Annotated in this window: 22 protein-coding genes; 5 read left to right on the top strand and 17 right to left on the bottom strand. The window is 71.2% G+C overall.

Annotated elements, in window-relative coordinates:
- Positions 1 to 5: 5 nt before the first annotated feature.
- From tatA to ACFQS1_RS12135, 4 genes are all read right to left on the bottom strand, one after another.
- Positions 6 to 311: a Sec-independent protein translocase subunit TatA gene (tatA, locus tag ACFQS1_RS12150; RefSeq protein ID WP_378967014.1), complete on the bottom strand. Its 306-nt coding sequence runs from the start codon at positions 309 to 311 to the stop codon at positions 6 to 8.
- Between the two features lie 155 nt (positions 312 to 466).
- Positions 467 to 679 carry a hypothetical protein gene (locus ACFQS1_RS12145; RefSeq protein WP_378967012.1) on the bottom strand — a complete coding sequence of 71 codons (213 nt, stop codon included), beginning with the start codon at positions 677 to 679 and terminating at the stop codon, positions 467 to 469.
- A gap of 10 nt (positions 680 to 689) precedes the next feature.
- The gene (locus ACFQS1_RS12140; protein ID WP_378967009.1) at positions 690 to 1,655 is read right to left on the bottom strand and encodes a helix-turn-helix transcriptional regulator; all 966 of its coding nucleotides are present in this window, start codon (positions 1,653 to 1,655) and stop codon (positions 690 to 692) included.
- Positions 1,652 to 2,638: a helix-turn-helix transcriptional regulator gene (locus ACFQS1_RS12135; RefSeq protein ID WP_378967007.1), complete on the bottom strand. Its 987-nt coding sequence runs from the start codon at positions 2,636 to 2,638 to the stop codon at positions 1,652 to 1,654. The genes ACFQS1_RS12140 and ACFQS1_RS12135 overlap by 4 nt, the downstream gene beginning before the upstream one ends.
- A 69-nt stretch (positions 2,639 to 2,707) precedes the next feature.
- On the opposite strand from ACFQS1_RS12135, the gene ACFQS1_RS12130 reads away from it, so the two are divergent.
- Both ACFQS1_RS12130 and ACFQS1_RS12125 read left to right on the top strand, forming a co-directional pair.
- The gene (locus tag ACFQS1_RS12130) at positions 2,708 to 3,718 is read left to right on the top strand and encodes a cation diffusion facilitator family transporter (RefSeq protein ID WP_378967005.1); all 1,011 of its coding nucleotides are present in this window, start codon (positions 2,708 to 2,710) and stop codon (positions 3,716 to 3,718) included.
- An 11-nt stretch (positions 3,719 to 3,729) separates the two neighbouring features.
- Entirely contained in the window at positions 3,730 to 4,815 is a 1,086-nt protein-coding gene (locus ACFQS1_RS12125) for a DUF3866 family protein (RefSeq protein WP_378967003.1), read from the top strand.
- A 122-nt stretch (positions 4,816 to 4,937) separates the two neighbouring features.
- Here the strand turns inward: ACFQS1_RS12125 and ACFQS1_RS12120 are convergent, their stop codons facing one another.
- Together ACFQS1_RS12120 and pafA are read right to left on the bottom strand one after the other, a co-directional pair.
- A complete protein-coding gene (locus ACFQS1_RS12120) occupies positions 4,938 to 5,123 on the bottom strand; it encodes a hypothetical protein (RefSeq protein WP_378967000.1) in 186 nt (61 codons plus the stop codon).
- Positions 5,124 to 5,173: 50 nt separating this feature from the next.
- Positions 5,174 to 6,532, bottom strand: coding sequence for a Pup--protein ligase (gene pafA / locus ACFQS1_RS12115; RefSeq protein WP_378966998.1), 1,359 nt, complete (start codon positions 6,530 to 6,532; stop codon positions 5,174 to 5,176).
- A gap of 128 nt (positions 6,533 to 6,660) precedes the next feature.
- Between pafA and ACFQS1_RS12110 the strand changes: the two genes are divergently transcribed.
- Positions 6,661 to 7,599, top strand: coding sequence for a dTDP-glucose 4,6-dehydratase (locus ACFQS1_RS12110; RefSeq protein ID WP_378966995.1), 939 nt, complete (start codon positions 6,661 to 6,663; stop codon positions 7,597 to 7,599).
- A 14-nt stretch (positions 7,600 to 7,613) separates the two neighbouring features.
- Here the strand turns inward: ACFQS1_RS12110 and ACFQS1_RS12105 are convergent, their stop codons facing one another.
- The 8 genes from ACFQS1_RS12105 to arc all read right to left on the bottom strand — a co-directional run bounded on the left by ACFQS1_RS12105 (position 7,614) and on the right by arc (position 15,734).
- Positions 7,614 to 7,991, bottom strand: a complete 378-nt coding sequence (locus ACFQS1_RS12105) for a type II toxin-antitoxin system VapC family toxin (protein WP_378967056.1) — start codon at positions 7,989 to 7,991, stop codon at positions 7,614 to 7,616.
- 11 nt (positions 7,992 to 8,002) lie between these two features.
- Positions 8,003 to 8,263, bottom strand: a complete 261-nt coding sequence (locus ACFQS1_RS12100) for a ribbon-helix-helix domain-containing protein (protein ID WP_378966993.1) — start codon at positions 8,261 to 8,263, stop codon at positions 8,003 to 8,005.
- 257 nt (positions 8,264 to 8,520) lie between these two features.
- Positions 8,521 to 9,474, bottom strand: coding sequence for a proteasome subunit alpha (prcA, locus tag ACFQS1_RS12095; protein ID WP_378966991.1), 954 nt, complete (start codon positions 9,472 to 9,474; stop codon positions 8,521 to 8,523).
- Positions 9,475 to 9,524: 50 nt separating this feature from the next.
- Positions 9,525 to 10,364: a proteasome subunit beta gene (gene prcB / locus ACFQS1_RS12090; RefSeq protein WP_378966989.1), complete on the bottom strand. Its 840-nt coding sequence runs from the start codon at positions 10,362 to 10,364 to the stop codon at positions 9,525 to 9,527.
- A gap of 294 nt (positions 10,365 to 10,658) precedes the next feature.
- Positions 10,659 to 10,874, bottom strand: a complete 216-nt coding sequence (locus ACFQS1_RS12085) for a ubiquitin-like protein Pup (protein ID WP_378966987.1) — start codon at positions 10,872 to 10,874, stop codon at positions 10,659 to 10,661.
- Positions 10,875 to 11,036: 162 nt separating this feature from the next.
- Complete coding sequence (dop, locus tag ACFQS1_RS12080) at positions 11,037 to 12,554, bottom strand: depupylase/deamidase Dop (protein WP_378966985.1); 1,518 nt, start codon at positions 12,552 to 12,554, stop codon at positions 11,037 to 11,039.
- A gap of 31 nt (positions 12,555 to 12,585) precedes the next feature.
- A complete protein-coding gene (locus ACFQS1_RS12075; RefSeq protein ID WP_378966983.1) occupies positions 12,586 to 13,893 on the bottom strand; it encodes an acyltransferase family protein in 1,308 nt (435 codons plus the stop codon).
- 59 nt (positions 13,894 to 13,952) lie between these two features.
- Positions 13,953 to 15,734, bottom strand: a complete 1,782-nt coding sequence (gene arc / locus ACFQS1_RS12070) for a proteasome ATPase (RefSeq protein ID WP_378966981.1) — start codon at positions 15,732 to 15,734, stop codon at positions 13,953 to 13,955.
- Positions 15,735 to 15,908: 174 nt separating this feature from the next.
- Here arc and ACFQS1_RS12065 point away from each other — a divergent pair, with 174 nt between their 5' ends.
- Positions 15,909 to 16,202: a ferredoxin gene (locus ACFQS1_RS12065; RefSeq protein WP_378966979.1), complete on the top strand. Its 294-nt coding sequence runs from the start codon at positions 15,909 to 15,911 to the stop codon at positions 16,200 to 16,202.
- A 90-nt stretch (positions 16,203 to 16,292) separates the two neighbouring features.
- Here ACFQS1_RS12065 and ACFQS1_RS12060 read toward each other — a convergent pair whose 3' ends face one another.
- The 3 genes from ACFQS1_RS12060 to ACFQS1_RS12050 all read right to left on the bottom strand — a co-directional run bounded on the left by ACFQS1_RS12060 (position 16,293) and on the right by ACFQS1_RS12050 (position 19,258).
- Positions 16,293 to 16,883, bottom strand: coding sequence for a hypothetical protein (locus tag ACFQS1_RS12060; RefSeq protein ID WP_378966977.1), 591 nt, complete (start codon positions 16,881 to 16,883; stop codon positions 16,293 to 16,295).
- A 253-nt stretch (positions 16,884 to 17,136) separates the two neighbouring features.
- A complete protein-coding gene (locus ACFQS1_RS12055) occupies positions 17,137 to 18,081 on the bottom strand; it encodes a tRNA (adenine-N1)-methyltransferase (protein WP_378966974.1) in 945 nt (314 codons plus the stop codon).
- Positions 18,082 to 18,199: 118 nt separating this feature from the next.
- Positions 18,200 to 19,258 (bottom strand): site-2 protease family protein, encoded by a 1,059-nt coding sequence (locus tag ACFQS1_RS12050; protein WP_378967054.1) that lies wholly within the window; start codon positions 19,256 to 19,258, stop codon positions 18,200 to 18,202.
- 168 nt (positions 19,259 to 19,426) lie between these two features.
- Here ACFQS1_RS12050 and ACFQS1_RS12045 point away from each other — a divergent pair, with 168 nt between their 5' ends.
- Positions 19,427 to 20,524, top strand: a complete 1,098-nt coding sequence (locus ACFQS1_RS12045) for a RecB family exonuclease (protein WP_378966972.1) — start codon at positions 19,427 to 19,429, stop codon at positions 20,522 to 20,524.
- Positions 20,525 to 20,528: the final 4 nt, after the last annotated feature.

The raw sequence follows: 20,528 nt of genomic DNA, 5'->3' as shown, positions 1-20,528 counted from the left end.
GATGGTCAGCGGTCGTTGGTGCGCTGCACCGGGTCGACGTACGGCTGCGCCTGTGGCTGGGCGGGCGGCGGCTGGTAGCCCTGCTGCGCCTGCGGCGGCTGCACGTCACCCTGCAGCGGCTGGCGGTGGTACTCGGGCTCGGCCTTCTCGGCGACGTTGCTGTTCTCGTCGATGAGGCCCTTGGTCTCCGCCTTGATGATGCGCAGCGAACGGCCGAGCGACCGGGCCGCGTCGGGAAGCCGCTTCGCGCCGAACAGCAGCACGAGCACGACCACGAAGATGGCTATGTGCCATGGCTTGAGGGCACCCATGGGAGAACTCCAGTCGTCGGATCAAGTTGTGCGGGGTCCATCGTACGTGGCAATTCTGGTGAAGTAGCCCACGGGACCGGCCGGATTCCCACGAAGTCCCGGACAACGGGGAAGGAACGCCGCACGCTACCGTCGCCGGTCCAGATCTGTAAAGGCTACTTCCGATGCGGGACCTTGGCCTCCACCTGCGCGGCCGTCTCCTGCAGGCGCAGCAGCCGCTCCTGGAGCTTGGCCGCCTCGGCCTGGGCGCGCTGCATCTTCGCCACGGCCCGGCGCAGGCCACCGAGCTTGCCCGGCAGCGGCGCCGCCGCGGCGACCAGGACGACCAGCGCGACCGCGACCACGGCGATCCAGACCCAGAGCAGCACGGCAGCCACCCTACCGGCTGGGCGAGCTGTACTGGTCGAGCGCGGCCGTGGCCTGCTGCCGGATCCGCTCGAGCAGCTCGGGCGGCCCGATCACGGTCACGTCCGGCCCGAGCCCGAGCAGCAGCCGCTGCGCCCAGCCCAGGTCGGTGATCCGCATGGTCACCACCCACTCGGCGGAGGACTCCGAGCGGCGGATCTCCTCGACCGGGTAGTACTCGGTGATCCACCGGCTGTGCCGGCCGATGCGCAGCGTCATCAGCGGCAGGTCGTCGGTGGGCTTGAACACGCCGTCGCTCACGTCCTGTGGCGCCGCGTCGGGCGGCGGCGCCGAGGGCTCGTCCAGCTCGGCGAACGCGTCGATCCGGTCGACCCGGAACATCCGGACCGCCTCGGCCCGCCGGCACCAGGCCTCCAGGTACGCCCGTCCGCCCACCATGAGCACCCGCATCGGATCCACGACCCGGGAGGTGGTCTCGTCGCGGGCGGCCGTGTAATAGGTCATTTGCAGCGCGTGCCCGCCCTCGACCGCCGCCCGTACCTTGTCCAGCTTCTCGGCGTTGGCCGGCAGCTTCACCGCGACCGGGGCGTCGGCGAGGTCGCCGGCCGCGCTCTCGATCTTGGCGAGGGCCCGCTCGATCACGTCGCGGGTGCCGGTGCCGGGTGTCTCGGCGAGCATCCGCAGCGCCACCACCAGCGCGAGCGCCTCGTCCTGGTTGAGCCGCAACGGCCGGTCGATGCCCGCGTCGTGGCTGATCGTCACCCGGTCGCCGTCGAGCGCCATGTCGATCAGGTCGCCGGGGCCGTACCCGGGCAGCCCGCACACCCAGAGCAGCTCGAGGTCCTCGCGCAGCTGCTTCTCGCTGATGCCGAGATCGGCCGCCGCCTCGGAGATCAGGATCCCGGGGCGGGCGAGCAGGTAGGGCACGAGGTTGAGCAGCCGGCCGAGCCGGTCGACCGAGGGTTTCGGGGCGGTCATGCGGCCACCACGCCCTCGTGGCGGGCCATGACCTCCTTGAGGTGCTGGATCACCGCGTCGCGCACCTCCGGCGGCCCCTCGACGCAGACGTCCGGGCCGTAGCCGGCGAGGGTCGCGGCGAGCCGCTCGGCGTCCGCGTAGGGAAGCGTGAGCCGGTCCCCGGCCGGTCCCGGCTGCGTCGAGACGGCCCAGCGGCGCAGCCCGGCGGCCCGGCCCGGGCGCGCCACCACGAACGCCCGCCCGGTCCACTGGTGCGGGCCGTCCCAGCCGGCCACGTGGCTGATCAGGTCCTCGCCCGCCGGCGGCGTGAACGCGCCCGGCCGGCCCACCGGGCGCACGTTGCCGACGATGCGGGAGAGGCGGAAGCAGCGGGTGGCGTTCCGGTCCCGGTCGTGGCCGACCACGTACCACCGGCCGCGCCAGCAGACCACGCCCCAGGGCTCGAGGCGGCGGGTGGCGGGCTCGTCCACCTCGGGCACCCGGTAACTGAACGTCACCGCACGACGGTCACGGGCCGCGTTGGTCAGCGGGCCGAACGCCGGGTCGACGGTCACCACCGGCTCGACGCCGAGGGTGGCCTGCGGGTCGACCTCGACGCCGGCGGCGCGCAGCTTGGCCAGGCCGGAGGAGGCGGCCGCGGCGAGCCCGGCGTGCTGCCAGAGGCGGGCCGCGATGCCGACCGCGGCGGCCTCGTCGGGCGCGAGGATGATGTCCGGCAGGGCATACTCGCGGCGGGCGATCCGGTACCCCGGCTCCTGGTCGAAGACGCTGGCCGTACCCGTCTCCAGCGGCACGCCGAGCTCGCGCAGCTCGGCCTTGTCCCGCTCGAACTTGCGCTGGAACGCCTCGTGGTCGCGCGGGTCCTCGGGGTCGTGCTCGTAACCCGGCACGGTCGCGGCGATCTGCGCGGCGGTCAGGAACCGTCGCGTGGACAGCAGGCAGATCACGAGATTGACCAGGCGCTCGGTGCGGGTGCGCGACACGAGAGGCAACGCTAGCAGCCATCCGCCCCGCACTGTTATTTCGTAACCTGCGCGGGGAAGGATGATCCGGTGACGTCCGAACCTACCGGCCTGGCCGGCGCCGAGCCACTGCCCGTTCCCGGCGACGGTGCGAAGGGCGGGAACGAGAGCGTCGGCACGGTCATCCTGGCCGGCGCGGCCAATCTGGCGATCGCGCTCGCCAAGCTGGTGGCCGGCCTGTTCTCCGGGTCGTCGGCCATGCTCTCCGAGGCGGCGCACTCGTTCGCCGACACGATCACCGAGGTCTTCCTCTATGTGGCGCTGATCCGCGGCCGGCAGCCGGCCGATGAGGAACACCCCTTCGGGTACGGCAAGGAGAGTTACGTCTGGGCGTTCATCGCCGCCGTGTTCACGTTCGTCGGCGGTTCCGCCTTCTCCATCTACCACGGCATCACGTCGATCGTGGCCGGCGAGAAGTCCGGCGACTTCCTCTGGTCGTACGTGGTGCTGGGGATCTCGTTCGTCGCCGAGGGCACGTCCTTCCTGCGCGCCCAGCGCCAGGTCGCCGGCGAGTCGCGGCGCTGGGGCGTCACCCGCTCGCGTTTCCTGCGCCTGACCCCGGACACCACGGTCAAGGCGGTCTACTTCGAGGACTCGGCCGCGCTGGTCGGCCTGATCCTGGCCGCGCTGGGCCTGGTGCTCACCGAGATGACCGGCGACGAGCTCTGGGACGGCCTCGGCTCGATCGCGATCGGCGTCCTGCTCTTCCTGGTCGCCGCGATCCTCGCGCGCAGCAACGCGTCGCTGCTGGTGGGCCGCTCGGTGCCGCGCCGGATCCACAACCAGATCGCCGCCGACCTGGCCGACATCCCGATCGTGGTGGCGGTCCCGACGCTGCTGACCATGCAGCTCGGCCCGGGCGACATCCTGGTCGCCGCCAAGGTCGACTTCGAGGACGAGGTGACCGGGGGCGAGATCGAGGCGGCCTCCGACGAGGCCGAGCGGCGGCTGCGGGCCAGATACCCCGGCATTCGGTACGTCTTCCTCGACCCGACCCGGGGCGCGGCCGGTCGTCATCACCTGGACGGCGGCATCGAGTAGATTCGCCGGTCATGGTGCGCTGGCGGTCCGGGACGGTGCAGGCGATCCGCCGCAGGTGGCACGGCGCGATCGAGCTCGAGGTGGCGACCGGCGACGGCGTGGTGCGCGCGCTCGCCTATCCGGAGCTGGTCGGTCAGCCGCAGGAACAGGACCGGGTGCTGCTCAACGTCGGTGCGCTGGTCATGGGGCTGGGCACCGGCGGCTACGCGCTGGTGGTCGCCGTTCCCGACCGCTTGCCCCCGGATCCCGACGACGACGGCACCGATCGCGACCACGGCCACCTGGTCAAGGCCCGGTACACGCCGCTGCAGGCGATCCGGCTCGGCGTCGACGAGGAAGCGTCCCCGCATCGCGCGGTGATGGTGGCGGCCGACTCGCTGGACGGCATGCCGGTGGTCACGGCCGATCTGCACTCCGCCCTGCCGGCCATCGTCGCCGGCATTCGCGCCGACAATTCAACGGCGATGATTGCGTACGTCATGACGGACGGCGGAGCGCTACCGGCGTGGTTCAGCCGCACCCTGGACGGCCTGCGCGACCACCTGGCCGGCACGATCACCACCGGCCAGGCCTTCGGCGGCGACCTCGAGGCGAGCACCGTGCACACCGGCCTGCTCGCCGCCCGGCACGTGCTGCGCGCCGACATCGCGATCGTCAGCCAGGGCCCGGGCAACCTGGGCACCGGCACCACCTGGGGCTTCTCCGGGGTGGCCCTCGGCGAGGCGATCAACGCGGTGGCCACGCTGGGCGGGCGCCCGGTCGGTTCGCTGCGGGTCTCCGACGGCGACGGCCGGCCGCGGCACCGTGGCGTCTCGCATCACACGCTCACCGCGTACGGGAAAGTCGCTTTGCTGCCCGCGGACCTGCCGGTGCCGGACGGCCTCGACCCCCACCTGGCCGCCGAGATCGACGCCGCGCTCGCGCCGCTCTCCGGCCGCCACCGACTGGTCCGCGTCCGCACCGAGGGCCTCGACGACGCGCTCCGCGCGAGCCCGGTCGGCCTGTCCACCATGAGCCGCGGCCTCGACCAGGACCACGCCTACTTCCTGACCGCGGCCGCGGCCGGGCGGCACGCCGCGTCGCTGCTGGCGTCGTAGCCGCCGCTCGCTCTCCCGCCGGCACGCTGCTGGCGTCGTAGCCGCCGCTCGCTCTCCCGCCGGCACGCTGCTCACGTCGCAGCCGCCGCTCGCTCTCCCGCCGGCACGCCGCCACGCTGCTGTTACGAGATCGCCACCAGCCAGAGCCAGCCGAGCAGGATGACGCCGAGCAGCACGGCCAGCAGCCACGTCGGGACCTTGTGGCCGCCTGCCCGGTTACGCCGGATCTCGGACCGGATGCGGTCGCGTTTGCGCTGCACCCGGCCCCAGGCGACATCTTCGGCGGTGCGCTCGGGTTCGGTCGTCATAGGCCGACCAGAGTAGCTGAGCCGGCCGGCTCCGCCTCGTCGGTGGCTGATCACATGCTGGCGATCAGCCGCTCCACGCGCTCGTCGTACGCCCGGAACGGGTCCTTGCACAGGACGGTGCGCTGCGCCTGGTCGTTGAGCTTGAGGTGCACCCAGTCGACGGTGAAGTCGCGCCGCTTCTCCTGCGCGTGCTTGATGAACTCGCCCCGCAGCCGGGCCCGCGTGGTCTGCGGCGGCGTCTCCTTGGCCTGGAAGATCTCCAGGTCGTTGGCCACCCGGTCGACCTGCTTGCGCTTCTCCATCAGCGCGTAGAGGCCGCGGCCCCGGCGCACGTCGTGGTAGGCCAGATCCAGCTGGGCGATCCGCGGGTGCGACATCGGGATCTCGTGCTTGGCCTGGTAGCGCTCGATCAGCTTGTACTTCGACACCCAGTCGATCTCGCGGGAGACCGGGTCGAGGTCGCCCGACTCGATCGCGTTGAGCACCCGGCCCCACAGCTCGACAACCCGCTTGGCGGTCTGGTCGCCGCCGCGCCGCTCGACGAACTCGGTCGCCTTGGCCAGGTATTCCTGCTGGATCTCCAGCGCCGAGACCTCCTTGTTGTTGGCCAGGCGGATCTTGCGGCGGCCGGTGACGTCGTGGCTGACCTCGCGGATCGCCCGGATCGGGTTTTCCAGCGACAGGTCGCGCATCACCACGCCGGCCTCGATCATCCGCAGCACGATGTCGGCCGAGCCCACCTTGAGCAGGGTGGTGACCTCGTTCATGTTCGAGTCGCCGACGATCACGTGCAGCCGGCGGTAACGCTCGGCGTCCGCGTGCGGCTCGTCGCGGGTGTTGATGATCGGGCGGGACCGGGTGGTGGCGCTGGAGACGCCCTCCCAGATGTGCTCGGCGCGCTGGGAGAGGCAGAAGACCGCGCCGCGCGGCGTCTGCAGCACCTTGCCGGCGCCGCAGATCAGCTGGCGGGTGACCAGGAACGGGATGAGCACGTCGGCCAGCCGGCCGAACTCGCCGTGCCGGGAGACCAGGTAGTTCTCGTGGCAGCCGTACGAGTTGCCGGCGGAGTCGGTGTTGTTCTTGAACAGGTAGATCTCGCCCGCGATGCCCTCGTCGTGCAGCCGCTTCTCGGCGTCGACGAGCAGGCCTTCCAGGATCCGCTCGCCGGCCCGGTCGTGGGCGACCAGGTCGGTGACGGAGTCGCACTCGGGGGTCGCGTACTCGGGGTGGGAACCGACATCGAGGTAAAGACGGGCGCCGTTGCGAAGGAACACGTTGCTGCTGCGCCCCCACGACACCACTCGGCGGAACAGGTAGCGGGCCACCTCGTCCGGCGACAGCCGCCGCTGCCCCCGATAAGTACACGTGACTCCGTACTCGGTCTCGAGGCCGAAAATTCGCCGTTCCATGTCGAAACACTAGCCTCATCGGCCACCCATTGGCAGTCACCACTCGCGCATTCCCGGGCACGGGGCGTCAGAGCTCCGGTCGCCGGATCGGGTGTAATCGATCATGCGCTGGGTAAGCTCGCCTGGCGATGAGGCTTTTCGTCACCGGTGGCGCCGGGTTCGTCGGCTCGCACTTCGTGCGAGCGATTCTCGCCGACCGGCTGCCGGGCCTTCAGGGCGCGTCGGTCACGGTTCTGGACAAGCTCGCGTACGCCGGAAGCTTCACGAACCTGGGTCCCGTGGCCGAGAGCGGGCGCCTGGATTTCGTCCCCGCCGACGTCGCGGACGCGGCGGTGGTCCGGCCCGCCCTGCGCGGCCACGACGTGGTCGTGCACTTCGCGTCGACCCGGTCCGGCGCCGACGTCCCCGGCGTCGAGGCCCTGCTGGCGGCGGCCCGGTCCGGCGACATCGCCCGCTTCGTCCACATCTCCACCGACGAGGTCTACGGCTCGATCGACCACGGCGCCTGGACCGAGCGCTCCCCGCTCTCCCCCACCACCCCCGGCGCCGCGGCCCAGGCCGGCGCCGACCTGATGGCGCTCGCCCACCACCGCACGTACGGCCTGCCGGTCGTGGTCACCCGGGCCGGCGCCACCTACGGCCCCTACCAGGACCCCGCCGAGACCCTCCCCCGCCTCGTCACCGAGCTGCTGGACGGCCGCACGGCCCGCCTGCCCGGCGACGGCATCCGGGTGCGCGACTGGCTGCACGTCGACGACCACTGCCACGGCATCGCCCTGGCCCTGCTGAAGGGCCGCGCCGGCGACGTCTACCACATCGGCGGCAGCGTCGAGCTGGCCGACCGCGACCTGGCCGGCCTGATCCTGGAGCACCTGGGCCGGCCCGGGGACCACATCGAGCCGCTCGACGACGGCAAGCCCCACGACCACCGCCACGCCCTGGACGACGACAAGATCCGGCGCGAGCTGGGCTGGCGCCCCCGCATCGAGTTCAGCTCCGGCCTGGCCGACACCATCCGCTGGTACGCCGACCACCCGTCCTGGTGGCGCCCTCTCCTACCCGGCTGACACACCCTTCCGCGTCACACCCGGCGAATCACCAAGGCCGGCTTTGTGCCCACCGTGCTTGCGAGGTGAATGATGTCGTCCGGGTCGCTGGTGAACACGATCGCGCCGTGTGCCAGCGCGATCGTGACCACGGTGGCGTCCACGACATCGCGGGTGCCCGCCTTGCCGCACAGCACGCCGGCCGCCTTGGCCACCTCCAGGCTGACCGGAACGACCTCGCAGCTGTGCAGAAACCTGCCGAGCTGCACCTGACGGCGCGCGTCACGCCACGCTTGCGCCACGACGACCGACGGGACCAGAAGGCGCCGCCCTTCCTCCACCGCGAGGTGATGGATCACCCACATCCGCCGGTCGTTGCTGTCGATCGCCAGCAGCACGCCGGCGTCGTACACATACGGGATGCTCACGCCGCCGCAGGCCCGGACACGTCGAACGCCTCGGCGTCGGCAGCAGCCATCTCCGCCCGCGCGGCCGCGATCTCCTCGACCGTGAACGCGCCGTGCTCGGCCTGCCAGTCGGCCACCAGCCGGCGACCCACGCGGCGCCGCAGCTCACTCTCGGCCGCGCGGGCGACCAGCCGCGACAGCGGGACACCGTCCTCGTGGGCCGCCGAGCCGAGCGCCTCGACCAGTTCCTCGGGGAGCGTCACCGTTACCTTCTTCACCGCCATACAATCACCATACCTCGATATGGCGGCGGGCAACCGATCCCGCGCAGGCAGCTTGCCCGGTAACGCCCGGACCGGTGCCAAGGCTTCGGCGATCGGACGGTGTGCCGGCCGGCAGCGATCGAGGCCGGCGGAGCTGTGCAAACGAAGGCGCGGCCCGGCTGGAAAGCCGGCCCGCGCCATGCCGAACGCGCTCCCAGTAAGCCGGAGCCCAGCAAGCCGGAGCCGCCAGGAACCGTCCCAAGCCGGAGCCGTCAGGAACCGTCGCCGTTCACGTCGTCGGCCGGCTCGTCCGGGTCGTCCGGCGCCTTCGCGTCCGGCGCCTTCGCGTCCGGAGCCTTGGTGGCCGGAGCCTTGGCTGCCGGCCTCTTGGCGTCCGGAGCCTCGGGCGCCGCCGACGCCGTGGGCTCGTCCTCGGTGTCGACCGACGCGGCCGAGACCGTCGGCTTCTCCTCGGCCGGGTTGGGCGGGGCGGCGTCCACGCCGCCCAGGTCCTTTTCCGCCACGTCGTGGCTGCCGGCCAGCAGGGTGGTCAGCGCCGGGCCGGCGATCCGGCGGAACGCCCGGCCCTTGCGCCGGCGGTCGAGCACCGCGACCTCGAGCTGCTTGGCCTCGAGCGTGCGGGTCTGGCCGTTCTCGCCGCCCACGCTGCCCAGCGCCTCGGCCGCCAGGGCCAGGGCGGAGGTCAGGTCGGCCGCGGTGTCGTGCCGCTCGCGCAGCACGTTGGAGATCGCCTCGGCCTGGCCGCCCATGGCCATGAAGCCGGGCTCGTCCATGACCGAGCCGTCGTAGGTGATCCGGTACAGCTCGTCGGCCTCGGGGGTGGCGCCGACCTGCGCGATGCAGATCTCCACCTCGTACGGCTTCTGCGTCTCGGAGAAGATCGCGCCCAGCGTCTGGGTGAACGCGTTGGCCAGGCCGCGCCCGGTCACGTCGCGCCGGTCGAAGCTGTAACCGTTGAGGTCGGCCATCCGCACGCCGGCCCGGCGCAGGTTCTCGAACTCGTTGTACCGCCCGACCGCCGCGAACCCGATCTTGTCGTAGATCTCGCTGATCTTGCGCAGGGTGGTGATGTTCTCGGCGACCATCAGGACGCCGCCCTCGTACGTCAGCACCACGGCGGAGCGGCCGCGGGCGATGCCCTTGCGGGCGTACTCCGAGCGGTCGCGCTGGACCTGCTCGGGTGATGCGTAGAACTGCATGGCCACGGCTGGCTACTTCCTCTCGGTCCCGGGTGAAAGCGTGATCGAGGCGGGACTCAACCGCCGGGGTTCTCCATGCGGCCGGCCACGACCCGCTCGGCCACCGCCGTGATCTCCTCTTCCGACAGCCGGTGCGTGCCCTCGGCGGTCGCGGTCATCACCACCGGATAGATCTTGCGGGACACGTCGGGGCCGCCGGTCGCGGTGTCGTCGTCGGCCGCGTCGTACAGCGCCTCCACCGCGAGCGTGATCGCGTCGGCCGTGCTGACGCCGGGGCGGTACTTCTTCTTGAGCGCGGACTTGGCGAACAGCGAGCCGGAGCCGATCGAGTCGTACCCGGTCTCCTCGTACAGCCCGCCGGCCACGTCGAAGCTGAAGATGCGGCCCGCGCGCGACGGGTCGACCGGCGACAGGTCGAAGCCGGCGAACAGCGGCACCACCGCGAGGCCCTGCATGGCCGCGCCGAGGTTGCCCCGCACCATGCCGGCCAGCCGGTTGGCCTTGCCGTCGAGGGACAGCATGATGCCCTCGATCTTCTCGTAGTGCTCGAGCTCGACCTGGAACAGCCGCATCAGCTCGATGCCGATGCCGGCGGTGCCGGCGATGCCGATCAGCGAGTACGAGTCGGCCGGGTGCACCTTTTCGATGTCGCGGCTGGCGATGAGGTTGCCCATGGTGGCCCGGCGGTCGCCCGCCATGACCACGCCCTCGGCCGTGGCGATGGCCACGATCGTGGTGCCGTGCGGCGCCAGGTCGGCCGCCATGCCCGGCGGGAGCGGCCGGCGGCCCGGCAGCAGCTCGGGTGACGCGTGGGTCAGGAACTGCGTGAAGGAGGACGTCCCCGCGTTCATGAAGAAATCCGGCAGCCGCCCGGATGGATCAAAGCCCTGTGTCACGTGGTTCCTCTCAGATACGTGATCGCATCGGCGCCCACACCCCCGGGACGCCGTCGCGGTTGAAGCACAATATCCCGCTCTCCCCCGCCGGTGCGATGATCGCGATCAACGTGTTCGAGCGTCAACGGAACGCGGGCCGTCCACGCCGGCGCACGGCCAGGACCAGCCTGCCCGATGCGGCGCACGACGACCCGCACTTCCCCCGAGTCGCCCGGATTGTCCGATCCGGGCGACCCTACGAATTCATCTCAGGGCGAAACTCTCCGGCCCGACCAAGAAGTCGGACAGAAGAGATTATTCGCCGCCCTTCTGCACATAGCCCCGGACGAACTCCTCGGCGTTCTCCTCCAGGACGGAGTCGATCTCGTCGAGCAGGTCGTCGACGTCCTCGGTGATCTCGGCGTGGCGCTCGGCTACCTCCGGGTTGGCCTCGACGGCGACGTCCTCGACCTCTTCCGCGCTGCGGCTCTTGCCGGACTGCGACTGACCGCCGGTGTCTCGCGTTGCCATAGGATGTCCCCCTTCTTGCCAACCCGAAGTCGCACAACATCGGGTACCAAAAACCTACCTCGACCCTGTGACGAATCACCCCGCGGGGACTGAGCTAATTCCCGGCGCCTGGTCCTACGGACGGCACGGAGAACCCGCGCCCCTGCGGGGCGATCTCGCTGGTCACCGGCTGGTGATGACCTCGAGCAGGTCCTTCGCGCTCTCGCACTTGTCGAACAGCGCCCCGACGTGCTTCTTGGTGCCGCGCTCGGGCTCCATCATCGGCACCCGGACGAGCGACTCGCGCCCGACGTCGAAAATCACCGAGTCCCAGCTCGCGGCGACCACTTCGGACGCGTACTGCGCCAGGCAGCGGCCCCGGAAGTAGGCCCGGGTGTCCTCCGGCGGCTCGTACATGGCCCGCTGCGTCTCGGCCGGCTCCAGCAGGGTCTTCATCGAGCCCCGGGCCACCAGGCGGTGATAGAGGCCCTTCTCCGGCCGCACGTCGGCGTACTGGAGGTCGACCAGCTGCAGCTTCGGCGACGACCAGCCCAGATCTTCCCGCTCGCGATAGCCGTCGAGCAGGCGCAGCTTGGCGACCCAGTCGAGGGTGTCGGAGCAGAGCATCGGGTCGCGGCCGAGCTTGTCGAGCACGTCCTCCCAGCGGTCGAGCACGTCGAGCGTCTGGTCGTCGGCGTCGTCGCCGGCCCGGTCCTCGACGAACGCGCGGGCCCGCTCGTAGTACGCCCACTGCAGGTCGAGGGCGGTGAGCCGGCGGCCGTCGCGCAGCCGGATCAGGTGCTTGAGCTCCGGGTCGTGGCTGACCGACTTGAGCTCGCTGACCGGGTCGGCGATGCCGAGCTCGCCGGTGAACACCTTCTCCTCGATCATGGCCAGGACCAGCGAGGTGGTGCCGACCTTCAGGTACGTCGCGATCTCGGAGAGGTTCGCGTCGCCGATGATGACGTGCAGCCGGCGGTACTTGTCGGCGTCGGCGTGCGGCTCGTCGCGGGTGTTGATGATCGGCCGCTTGAGCGTGGTCTCGAGACCGACCTCGACCTCGAAGAAGTCGGCCCGCGAGGAGATCTGGAAACCGGCGCCGGAGCCGTCCTGCCCGATGCCGACCCGGCCGACGCCGGTGAAGATCTGCCGGGTGACGAAGAACGGCGTGAGGTACGCGACGATGTCGGCGAACGGGGTCTGGCGGCGCATCAGGTAGTTCTCGTGCGACCCGTACGATGCGCCCTTGTTGTCGGTGTTGTTCTTGTACAGCTGGATGCGGTGCGCGCCGGGGATCGTGGCGGCGCGACGGGAGGCCTCGGCCATCACCTTCTCGCCGGCCTTGTCCCACTTGACCACGTCGAGCGGGTTGGTGCACTCGGGGGTGCTGTACTCCGGGTGGGCGTGGTCGACGTAGAGCCGGGCGCCGTTGGTCAGTATCACGTTGGCGAGGCCCAGGTCCTCGTCCGCCAGTGCGTCGGCCGGGTCATAGGCAGCGCCGGAGTAGGTGAACCCCCGGGCGTCGCGCAACGGCGACTCCTCCTCGTAGTCCCAGCGGGCGCGTCCACCGCGGTTGAGCTCGGGACGCGCGCCGTAGGCGTTGACCACCTGGGAGGAGGTGACCATCGGGTTGGCGCCGGGCTGCCCGGGCACCGAAATGCCGTACTCGACCTCGGTACCCATGATCCGTCGAACGCTCATGCGACCACCATCCCGCGCGCCACGCTGCTGCTCATGCATCGAGCCTAGACGCTTCGCGTTCGTTCTCGCCCCTGCCCGTGCCCGGCGCGGCACGCTGGGTGGCGAGCAAGCTCGCCGGGGCCGGGCGGGGGCCGAGCCGGGCGGCGATCTTCCGGCCCAGTCGCTGGCCGGGCTTTTCCACCATCCGGTACGCGATCCCGGCGACCACCAGCGATGCCGCAACGTACGCGAGCCCTGCGGCAACCCGGAACTCCCAGCCGCGCGTCCCGAGATCTGGGAGCACGCGCGACAGCAGCATGAGCCCGATCACGTGCAGCAGGTACAGCGAGTAACTGATCCGGCCCAGCCACGTGAAGACGAGGGGCACCGTCCGATTTCTCATGGCGTACGCGAAAAGGAACGTAACCGTGACCGCGCCGACGGTGGCCAGCCACAGTCGCAGCGCCGCGCTCGTGCCCAGGTGCGTCCAATGCGCACCGATCATGCCCAGCGCGACCACCGTCAGCGCGAAGGCCGCCTCGCGGCCGCCGATCTGGCGATGCTGCCACCGGTAGACCACCGTGCCGGCGAACATCGCTGCCAACAGCAGAACGCCCTGCCAGGACGCGATGACGGTGCTCTGCTTGGTGGCATGACCGTTCAGGGCGGGCAGCAGCACCAGGGCGATGCCGGCGACGCCGGCCGCGGGCACGAGACGATCCTTCAGGTACGCGAGGACGCTGAGTCCCGTGACCAGCAGCAGCACCGCCGCCGTGGCCCGCCGGTCGGCGAACGTGGCGCCGAGCAGGTCGTCGGGCAGCGCCGCGCCGCCGGCCAGCGCGACGATCGCCAGCCCGGAGGCCCACCAGGCGCTGCGGCGGTGCCACCGCAGGACGAACAGGCCCGACACGATCAGATAGAAGACCATCTCGTACGAGAGGGTCCAGAAGACCCGGACGGCGCCCCGCAGCCCGACCAGGTCGTTCATCATCGTGGCGTGCGCGAGCACGCTCGCCCACGTCTCCTGGCGCAGGGCGACCGGCCAGGCGAGCCAGCCCGCCCCGGCCAGGATCGCCACCAGCGCGATGGCCGCCAGGTAGGCCGGATATATCCGGAACAGCCGCCCGATCCAGAAGCGGCGCAGGCTGCCGTGCCGTTCCAGCGACATCGGGATCACATAGCCGCTGACCAGGAAGAAGAGCAGGACACCGTACTTGCCGGCGTCGAAGTGGCGGTAGATCGCCAGGTGCGGGCCGGTGCCGATCACCTTGGGGCTGAGGTGGAAGAGGACGACCACCAGGGCGGCGTATCCGCGCAGCGCGTCGAGCCAGGCCAGGCGTGCGGGAGCGGAGCTGGTCACTTCCGTTCAACGAGAACGCGGGCGGAGGGTGACCCCCCGCCCGCGTCTCGATCGATCTTTTACAGGTACTGACCGGTGTTGGTCGCCGTCTCGATGGAGCGGCCGGCCTCGGCGCCCTTGCCGCCGGAGACCAGCGTGCGGATGTAGACGATCCGCTCGCCCTTCTTGCCGGAGATGCGGGCCCAGTCGTCGGGGTTGGTGGTGTTGGGCAGGTCCTCGTTCTCGCGGAACTCGTCGACGCAGCTGTCGAGCAGGTGCTGCAGGCGCAGCCCCTTCTTGCCGGAGGTGAGGAACTCCTTGATCGCCATCTTCTTGCCGCGGTCCACGATGTTCTGGATCATCGCGCCGGAGTTGAAGTCCTTGAAGTACAGGACCTCCTTGTCACCGTTGGCGTAGGTGACCTCCAGGAAGCGGTTCTCCTCGGACTCGGTGTACATCCGCAGGACGACGGCCTCGATCATCGCGGCCACCGTGACGTCGCGGTCGTTGCCGTGCTCGGCCAGGTCCTCGGACGAGAGCGGCAGGCCGGACAGGATGTACTTGCCGAAGATGTCCTTGGCCGCCTCGGCGTCCGGCCGCTCGATCTTGATCTTCACGTCGAGCCGGCCGGGGCGCAGGATCGCCGGGTCGATCATGTCTTCCCGGTTGGACGCGCCGATGACGATCACGTTCTCCAGGCCCTCGACGCCGTCGATCTCGCTGAGCAGCTGGGGAACGATCGTGTTCTCCACGTCGGAGGAGACGCCGGAGCCACGGGTCCGGAAGATCGAGTCCATCTCGTCGAAGAACACGATCACCGGGGTGCCCTCACCGGCCTTCTCCCGGGCCCGCTGGAAGACCAGGCGGATGTGCCGCTCGGTCTCACCCACGTACTTGTTCAGCAGCTCCGGGCCCTTGATGTTGAGGAAGTAGCTGGTGTGCTTCTCCTCGCCGCGGCGCTCGGCGATCTTCTTGGCCAGGGAGTTGGCCACCGCCTTGGCGATCAGGGTCTTGCCGCAGCCGGGCGGGCCGTAGAGCAGGATGCCCTTGGGCGGGCGCAGCTGGTGCTCCCGGAACAGGTCGGCGTGCAGGAACGGCAGCTCCACCGCGTCGCGGATCTGCTCGATCTGGGCGTGCAGGCCGCCGATGTCGGTGTAGTCGACGTCGGGGACCTCCTCGAGGACGAGTTCCTCCACCTCGCTCTTGGGGATCCGCTCGTACGCGTACGCCGAGCGCGGCTCGATCATCAGCGAGTCGCCCGCGCGCAGCTTCGTCGTGTCGAGAGAATCCGCGAGGAGGACGATGCGCTCCTCGTCGGCGTGCGAGACGACCAGCGCCCGGTCGCCCGGAGCGCCGTTCTCGCCGGCGAGCACCTCCTTGAGGGTGACCACCTCGCCCGAGCGCTCGAAGCCGAACGCGTCGACCACGTTGAGCGCGTCGTTGAGCAGGACCTCCTGGCCCCGCTGCAGCTCTTCCACCTCGAGCGACGGCGAGACCGCCACCCGCAGCTTGCGGCCGCCGGTGAAGACGTCGACGGTGCCGTCCTCGTGTGCGGACAGGAAAACGCCATAGCCGCTCGGCGGCTGGGCGAGCCGGTCAATCTCTTCCTTGAGAGTGACGATCTGGGCCCGGGCTTCCTTCAGGGTCGCCACGAGCCGGTCGTTGTTCTCGGTCACTCGGGCCAGCTGCGCCTGCGTCGCCGCAAGCCGTTCCTCGAGCTGCCGGACGTGTCGTGGGCTTTCGGTCAACTTTCGCCGAACCAGCGCCAGTTCCTCTTGCAGGAACGCGACCTGGCTGGAGAGATCGTTGGCCTCTTTCTCCCAACGTGCGGCGCGTGAATCCGCCTCGTCGCTACGTGCCACGTCCCACCTCCCCGGGGGCTCGAACGTCTTGCGATAACACTAGCTGCTGCGGACGGGATTTCGACCCATGCAACACCCTCGTCACCGAGTCTTGATCCATTCGGCCGGTGGCCGCACGTTGATTGTCGGACGTATCCGGTACCGTCGGCCGGGGCCATTTCTGGGAGGTTGCGGGTGTCGGCACGGACCGGGACGGACGGGTTGCGGGTCTGGATCGATCAGGACCTCTGCACCGGCGACGGGCTCTGCGTGCAGTACGCGCCCGAGGTCTTCGAGTTCGACATCGACGGCCTCGCGTACGTCAAGGACCCCGGCGGTGAGCTGCTGCAATCCCCCGGCGCGCGGACGGGCGTGCCGGCCCGGCTGCGGCTGGAGGTGATCGACGCGGCCAAGGAGTGCCCCGGCGACTGCATCCACGTCGTGCGGGCCGCCGACGACGTCGAGATCGCCGGCCCGGACGCCGGCTGAGAAACCGCCGTCGGGCTACTCGCTTTCCCTACGGCAAGCAACGCCGGCGGCCCAAATTCGCGGCAAAGGTCACAAACGCGCCGCCCAGGTTTAGAGTGTGGGCCGTCCCACCAGAGAGGCCACGACCCGGCTGAACTCCTCGAGCCGGGCGATCTGGCCGGGCCCGCCGTCGTCCAGCGTCTTGCCGAAGCGCAGCGCGTCGTGCCGCATCGCCGGGCGCCCCTCGCCCTCCTCCAGCCCGGGCGGCGGAACCGCGTCGTCGATCGAGCTGAGCAGCAGGTAGACGTCGATGCTGTCGACCCGGGCCTGCCCGTTGGAGGTGCGGGTCAGCCGGCGGCGGCAGCCCACCTCGGTCACCGTGGAGAGCGGCACCACCCGCAGCGACGAGGTCATCGACCCGACCGGGCCGTCGCCGGGCGCCACGTCCTCGCCGTGCCAGAGCACCAGGCGGCTGCCGTCGCAGATGACGACCTCCTGCCAGACGCCGTTCACCTCGTTGACGAAGCGCTCGAGGGTGAAGCAGAGCACCGAGGCGCCGCGGAGCACGCCGAACAGCGCGTCCAGGGCCACCTCGGGGTCGCGCAGGTAGGCCCGGGCGGCGGAGTCGAGATCCTGGTACGGCGACCAGTCGGGGAAGACGGCCGGCATCTCGTTGCTGCCTCCGAACGGCGGAGAACTCATCGCGCCCACCCGATCCTCCCGTCCGACTGCCCGTCCACCGGCCCGCCGCCACCCTCGAACGGACTGAAGACTGGTTGACTCACAGGAAGCTACCCGACCGGACCGGCCGTAGTCACATCGCTCGCCCGGGTAACGGTCATCGATCCCGTTCGTCCGATTCCGCCGCCTTCGTGACCGGCGCGTTCGCCGATCCGCGTTCGCTCTGGGCTGATTTGCGGCGTATCCGGCACGCGGGCGTTCCCGTTCCGGCGGCCTACTCCTGCTCGTGCGGCGCCGCTACCTCGGCGGCCGCGTGCTCCACGTCGACCCCGGCGGCGTTCAGGGCGGCTTGGGCGGCACGCTTCAACGCGTACGCCTCGGCGCCCTTGCTCGGTTTGCGCCGCCTCGGCGGCGCCGTGACGCCCGGCGCCAGCTTGCGCGCCGAGACCAGGAACGCGGTGTGGGCGATCATCCGGTGGTCCGGGCGGACCGCGAGGCCCTCGGCGTGCCAGTCGCGCACCAGCGACTCCCAGGCGCGCGGCTCGGTCCAGCCGCCGCGCTCGCGAAGCGCCTCGACCAGCTCGGAGAGCTGCGGGGTGGTCGCCACGTAGCCGATGAACACGCCGCCGGGCACCAGCGACCGCTCGACCATGTCGAGCGCCTCCCACGGAGTGAGCATGTCCAGGACGATCCGGTCGAAGCCGGTCTCGGTGTTGCCGGCCACGTCGCCGACGTGCAGGTGCCAGGCCTTCTGCGGGCCGCCGAGGAAGTTCTCCACGTTCTTGCGGGCGATCGCGGCGAAGTCCTCGCGCAGCTCGTACGAGTGAAGCTCGCCGTGCTCCCCGACCGCCCGCAGCAGCGAGCAGGTCAGCGCGCCCGAGCCGACGCCGGCCTCCAGCACCTTGGCGCCCGGGAAGATGTCGCCCATCGCGACGATCTGCGCGGCGTCCTTCGGGTAGATCACCTGGGCGCCGCGCGGCATCGACAGCACGTAGTCGCTCAGCAGCGGGCGCAGCGCCAGATAGGCGGTGCCGCCGGCCGAGGTCACCACGCTGCCCTCGGGCCGGCCGATCAGGTCGTCGTGCTCCAGGGCGCCCCGGTGGGTGTGGTACGACTTGCCCGGCTCGAGCACGATCGTGTGCATCCGGCCCTTGGGGTCGGTGAGCTGGACGCGGTCGCCCGGCTGGAAGGAACGGTCGGGAGCGAACGAACTGGTCACTGGCTTCTTTCTGTAGCTTCCGATTGACGGCCCCGCCTTGTCACGGCCCGCTCTTGTCACGCCGCGCCTTGTCACGCCGCGCTTTGTCACGGCCCGCCTCGTCACGGCCCGCGCCTTGTCACGGGCGGCGTGGCCGGCGTGGCTCCAGGACCTCGGCGACGTCGCCGACGCGGAGCACGCCCACCACATCCTCGCCCGAGGTGACCACGTACTGCCCGGCCGGGTGGGCCTGCAGCGCGCGGACCACCTGCTCCCCGGTCAGCCCGAGCGGCAGCGCGGGCACCGCGTCGCGCGACCGGGACACGGAGTCGACGGCCACCCACGGGCGCCGGTCGACCGGGACGCGCTCGGCGGCCACCGGGTCGACCAGTGCGGTGAGATTACCGGCCGAGTCCGACACCGCGAGCACCACGTTCGGCCGGGGGTCCTCGGAGCGGCGCCGCTGCGCCTCGCCGAGCGGCGTGCCGGCCGGGACGGTCAGCAGCGGCCGGGCCAGCCGGGCCAGGTCGACCAGCGGGAAGCGGCGGGTCATCCGGGCCAGCCGGATCGACTGCCCCGCGCCCTGCCACAGGGTGAAGACGACCATCACCACGAACAGCAGGCCGAAGAGCGTCAGCGTCTGGAGCCGGTACAGCCACAGGGCGACGAGCATGCAGACGAACGCGAGGATCCGGCCCGACCAGGCCGCCGCCTCGGTCGCCGTGTTCCGGTCCTTGAGCAGCGCCCAGAGCCCCGCGCGCAGCGCCCGGCCCCCGTCCAGCGGCAGCCCCGGCAGCACGTTGAAGACCGCCACCAGGATGTTGCTCAGCGCCAGCTGGAAGGCGATCTGCTCGGTCACCGTACGGTCGGGCAGCGCCAGCGTCAGCACGGTGGCCAGCCCGCCGAGCACCATCGAGACCGCCGGCCCGGCCAGGCTGACCAGCGCGTCGACCCGCGGGCTCGGCGCGTCGCGCTCCATCTCGGTCCAGCCGCCCAGCAGCTCCAGCGTGATGCCGCGCACGCCGATGCCGAACCGGCGTGCGGTCAGCGCGTGGCCCAGCTCGTGCAGCAGCACCGAGCCGAGCAGGCACGCCACGAAGCCGAGCCCGACGAAGTAGCCCCATGGCTCCCGCAGGTCGAGCTCGGCCCGCGCGTAGCCGCCGTAGACGGCCGTCACCAGCGCGGCGAGCACGAGCATCGACGCGTTCACGTAGACCGGGATGCCGAGCACATGACCCACCGGCCGGCCCGGCCGGCCGGCGCGTCGGGGCTGCGGCGTGCTCTGCTCCACGCCGAGAATGCTACGGACTCGTCGCGGCGGGGCCGTCACGCGTTTTCGTCGTACCCCTGCCCTAGCCTTTCTGGCATGACGGCACCGACGGTCTCCCTCCCCACCACCGGCCCCTCGCTGTCGCCGTCGAGGGCGGCCGACTTCAAGACCTGCCCCCTGCTGTTCCGCTTCCGCACCATCGACAAGATCCCCGAGCAGCCCACCGCCGACCAGATGCGCGGCACGCTGGTCCACGCCGTCCTCGAGCGCCTGTTCGACCTGCCGGCCGCCGAGCGCACCCCCGCCGCCGCGGCCGCGCTGGTGGCCCCCGCGTGGGAGTCGCTCCTCGAGGCCGAGCCGGCGCTGGCCGGCCTCTTCACCACCTCCGCGCCCGGCGCCGCCCCCACGCCCGCCGCCGCACCCACGCCCGCCGCCGCACCCACGCCCGGCGCCGCCCCACCACCCGGCGCCGCACCCACGCCCGGGGCTGTCCCGGCGCCCGGGGCTGTCCCGGCGCCCGGGACTGTCCCGGCGCCCGGCATCGATCCCGCCGTGCTGGCGGCCGAGGCCGACGCCATCGGCCAGCAGGCCCTGATCGACGTCCCCGCCCCCGACGAGGCGGCCCGCCTCGCCGCGTTCCTGGCGAGCGCCACCGCCCTGCTCGACGGTTACTTCGCGGTGGAGGATCCGCGACGGCTGGAGCCCGCCGAGCGCGAGGCCCTCGTCTCCACGCTGGTCGACGACACGCTGCTGATCCGCGGGTACATCGACCGCCTCGACGTCTCCCCCGCCGGCGACCTGCGAGTGGTCGACTACAAAACCGGCGGCGCCCCGCGCGAGGCCTTCGAGGGCCGCGCCCTGTTCCAGCTGAAGTTCTACGCCCTGGTCCTGTGGCGCACCCGCGGCGTGGTCCCGCGCGTCCTCCGGCTGCTCTACTTGAAGGACGCCGAGATCTGCGACTACAGCCCAGACGCCGAGGAGCTGGAGCGTTTCGAGCGCACCCTGGTCGCCCTGTCCGAGGCGATCGAGCGGGCCAAGCGCGACCAGGATTTCCGCCCGAAACCGAGCCGCCTGTGCGGCTGGTGCAGCCACCAGGCGTTGTGCCCCGAGTTCGGCGGCACCCCGCCGCCGTTCCCCATCGAGGAGCCGGTGACCATCGACCTAACCCCCGCCGACGACGATCGCTTAGGGTGACGCC

The organism is Paractinoplanes rhizophilus (assembly GCF_042664765.1).
Lineage (GTDB): Bacteria > Actinomycetota > Actinomycetes > Mycobacteriales > Micromonosporaceae > Actinoplanes > Actinoplanes rhizophilus.
Note: the sequence above shows the minus strand (reverse complement) of the source record. Positions and strands in the feature narration are given on the sequence as shown.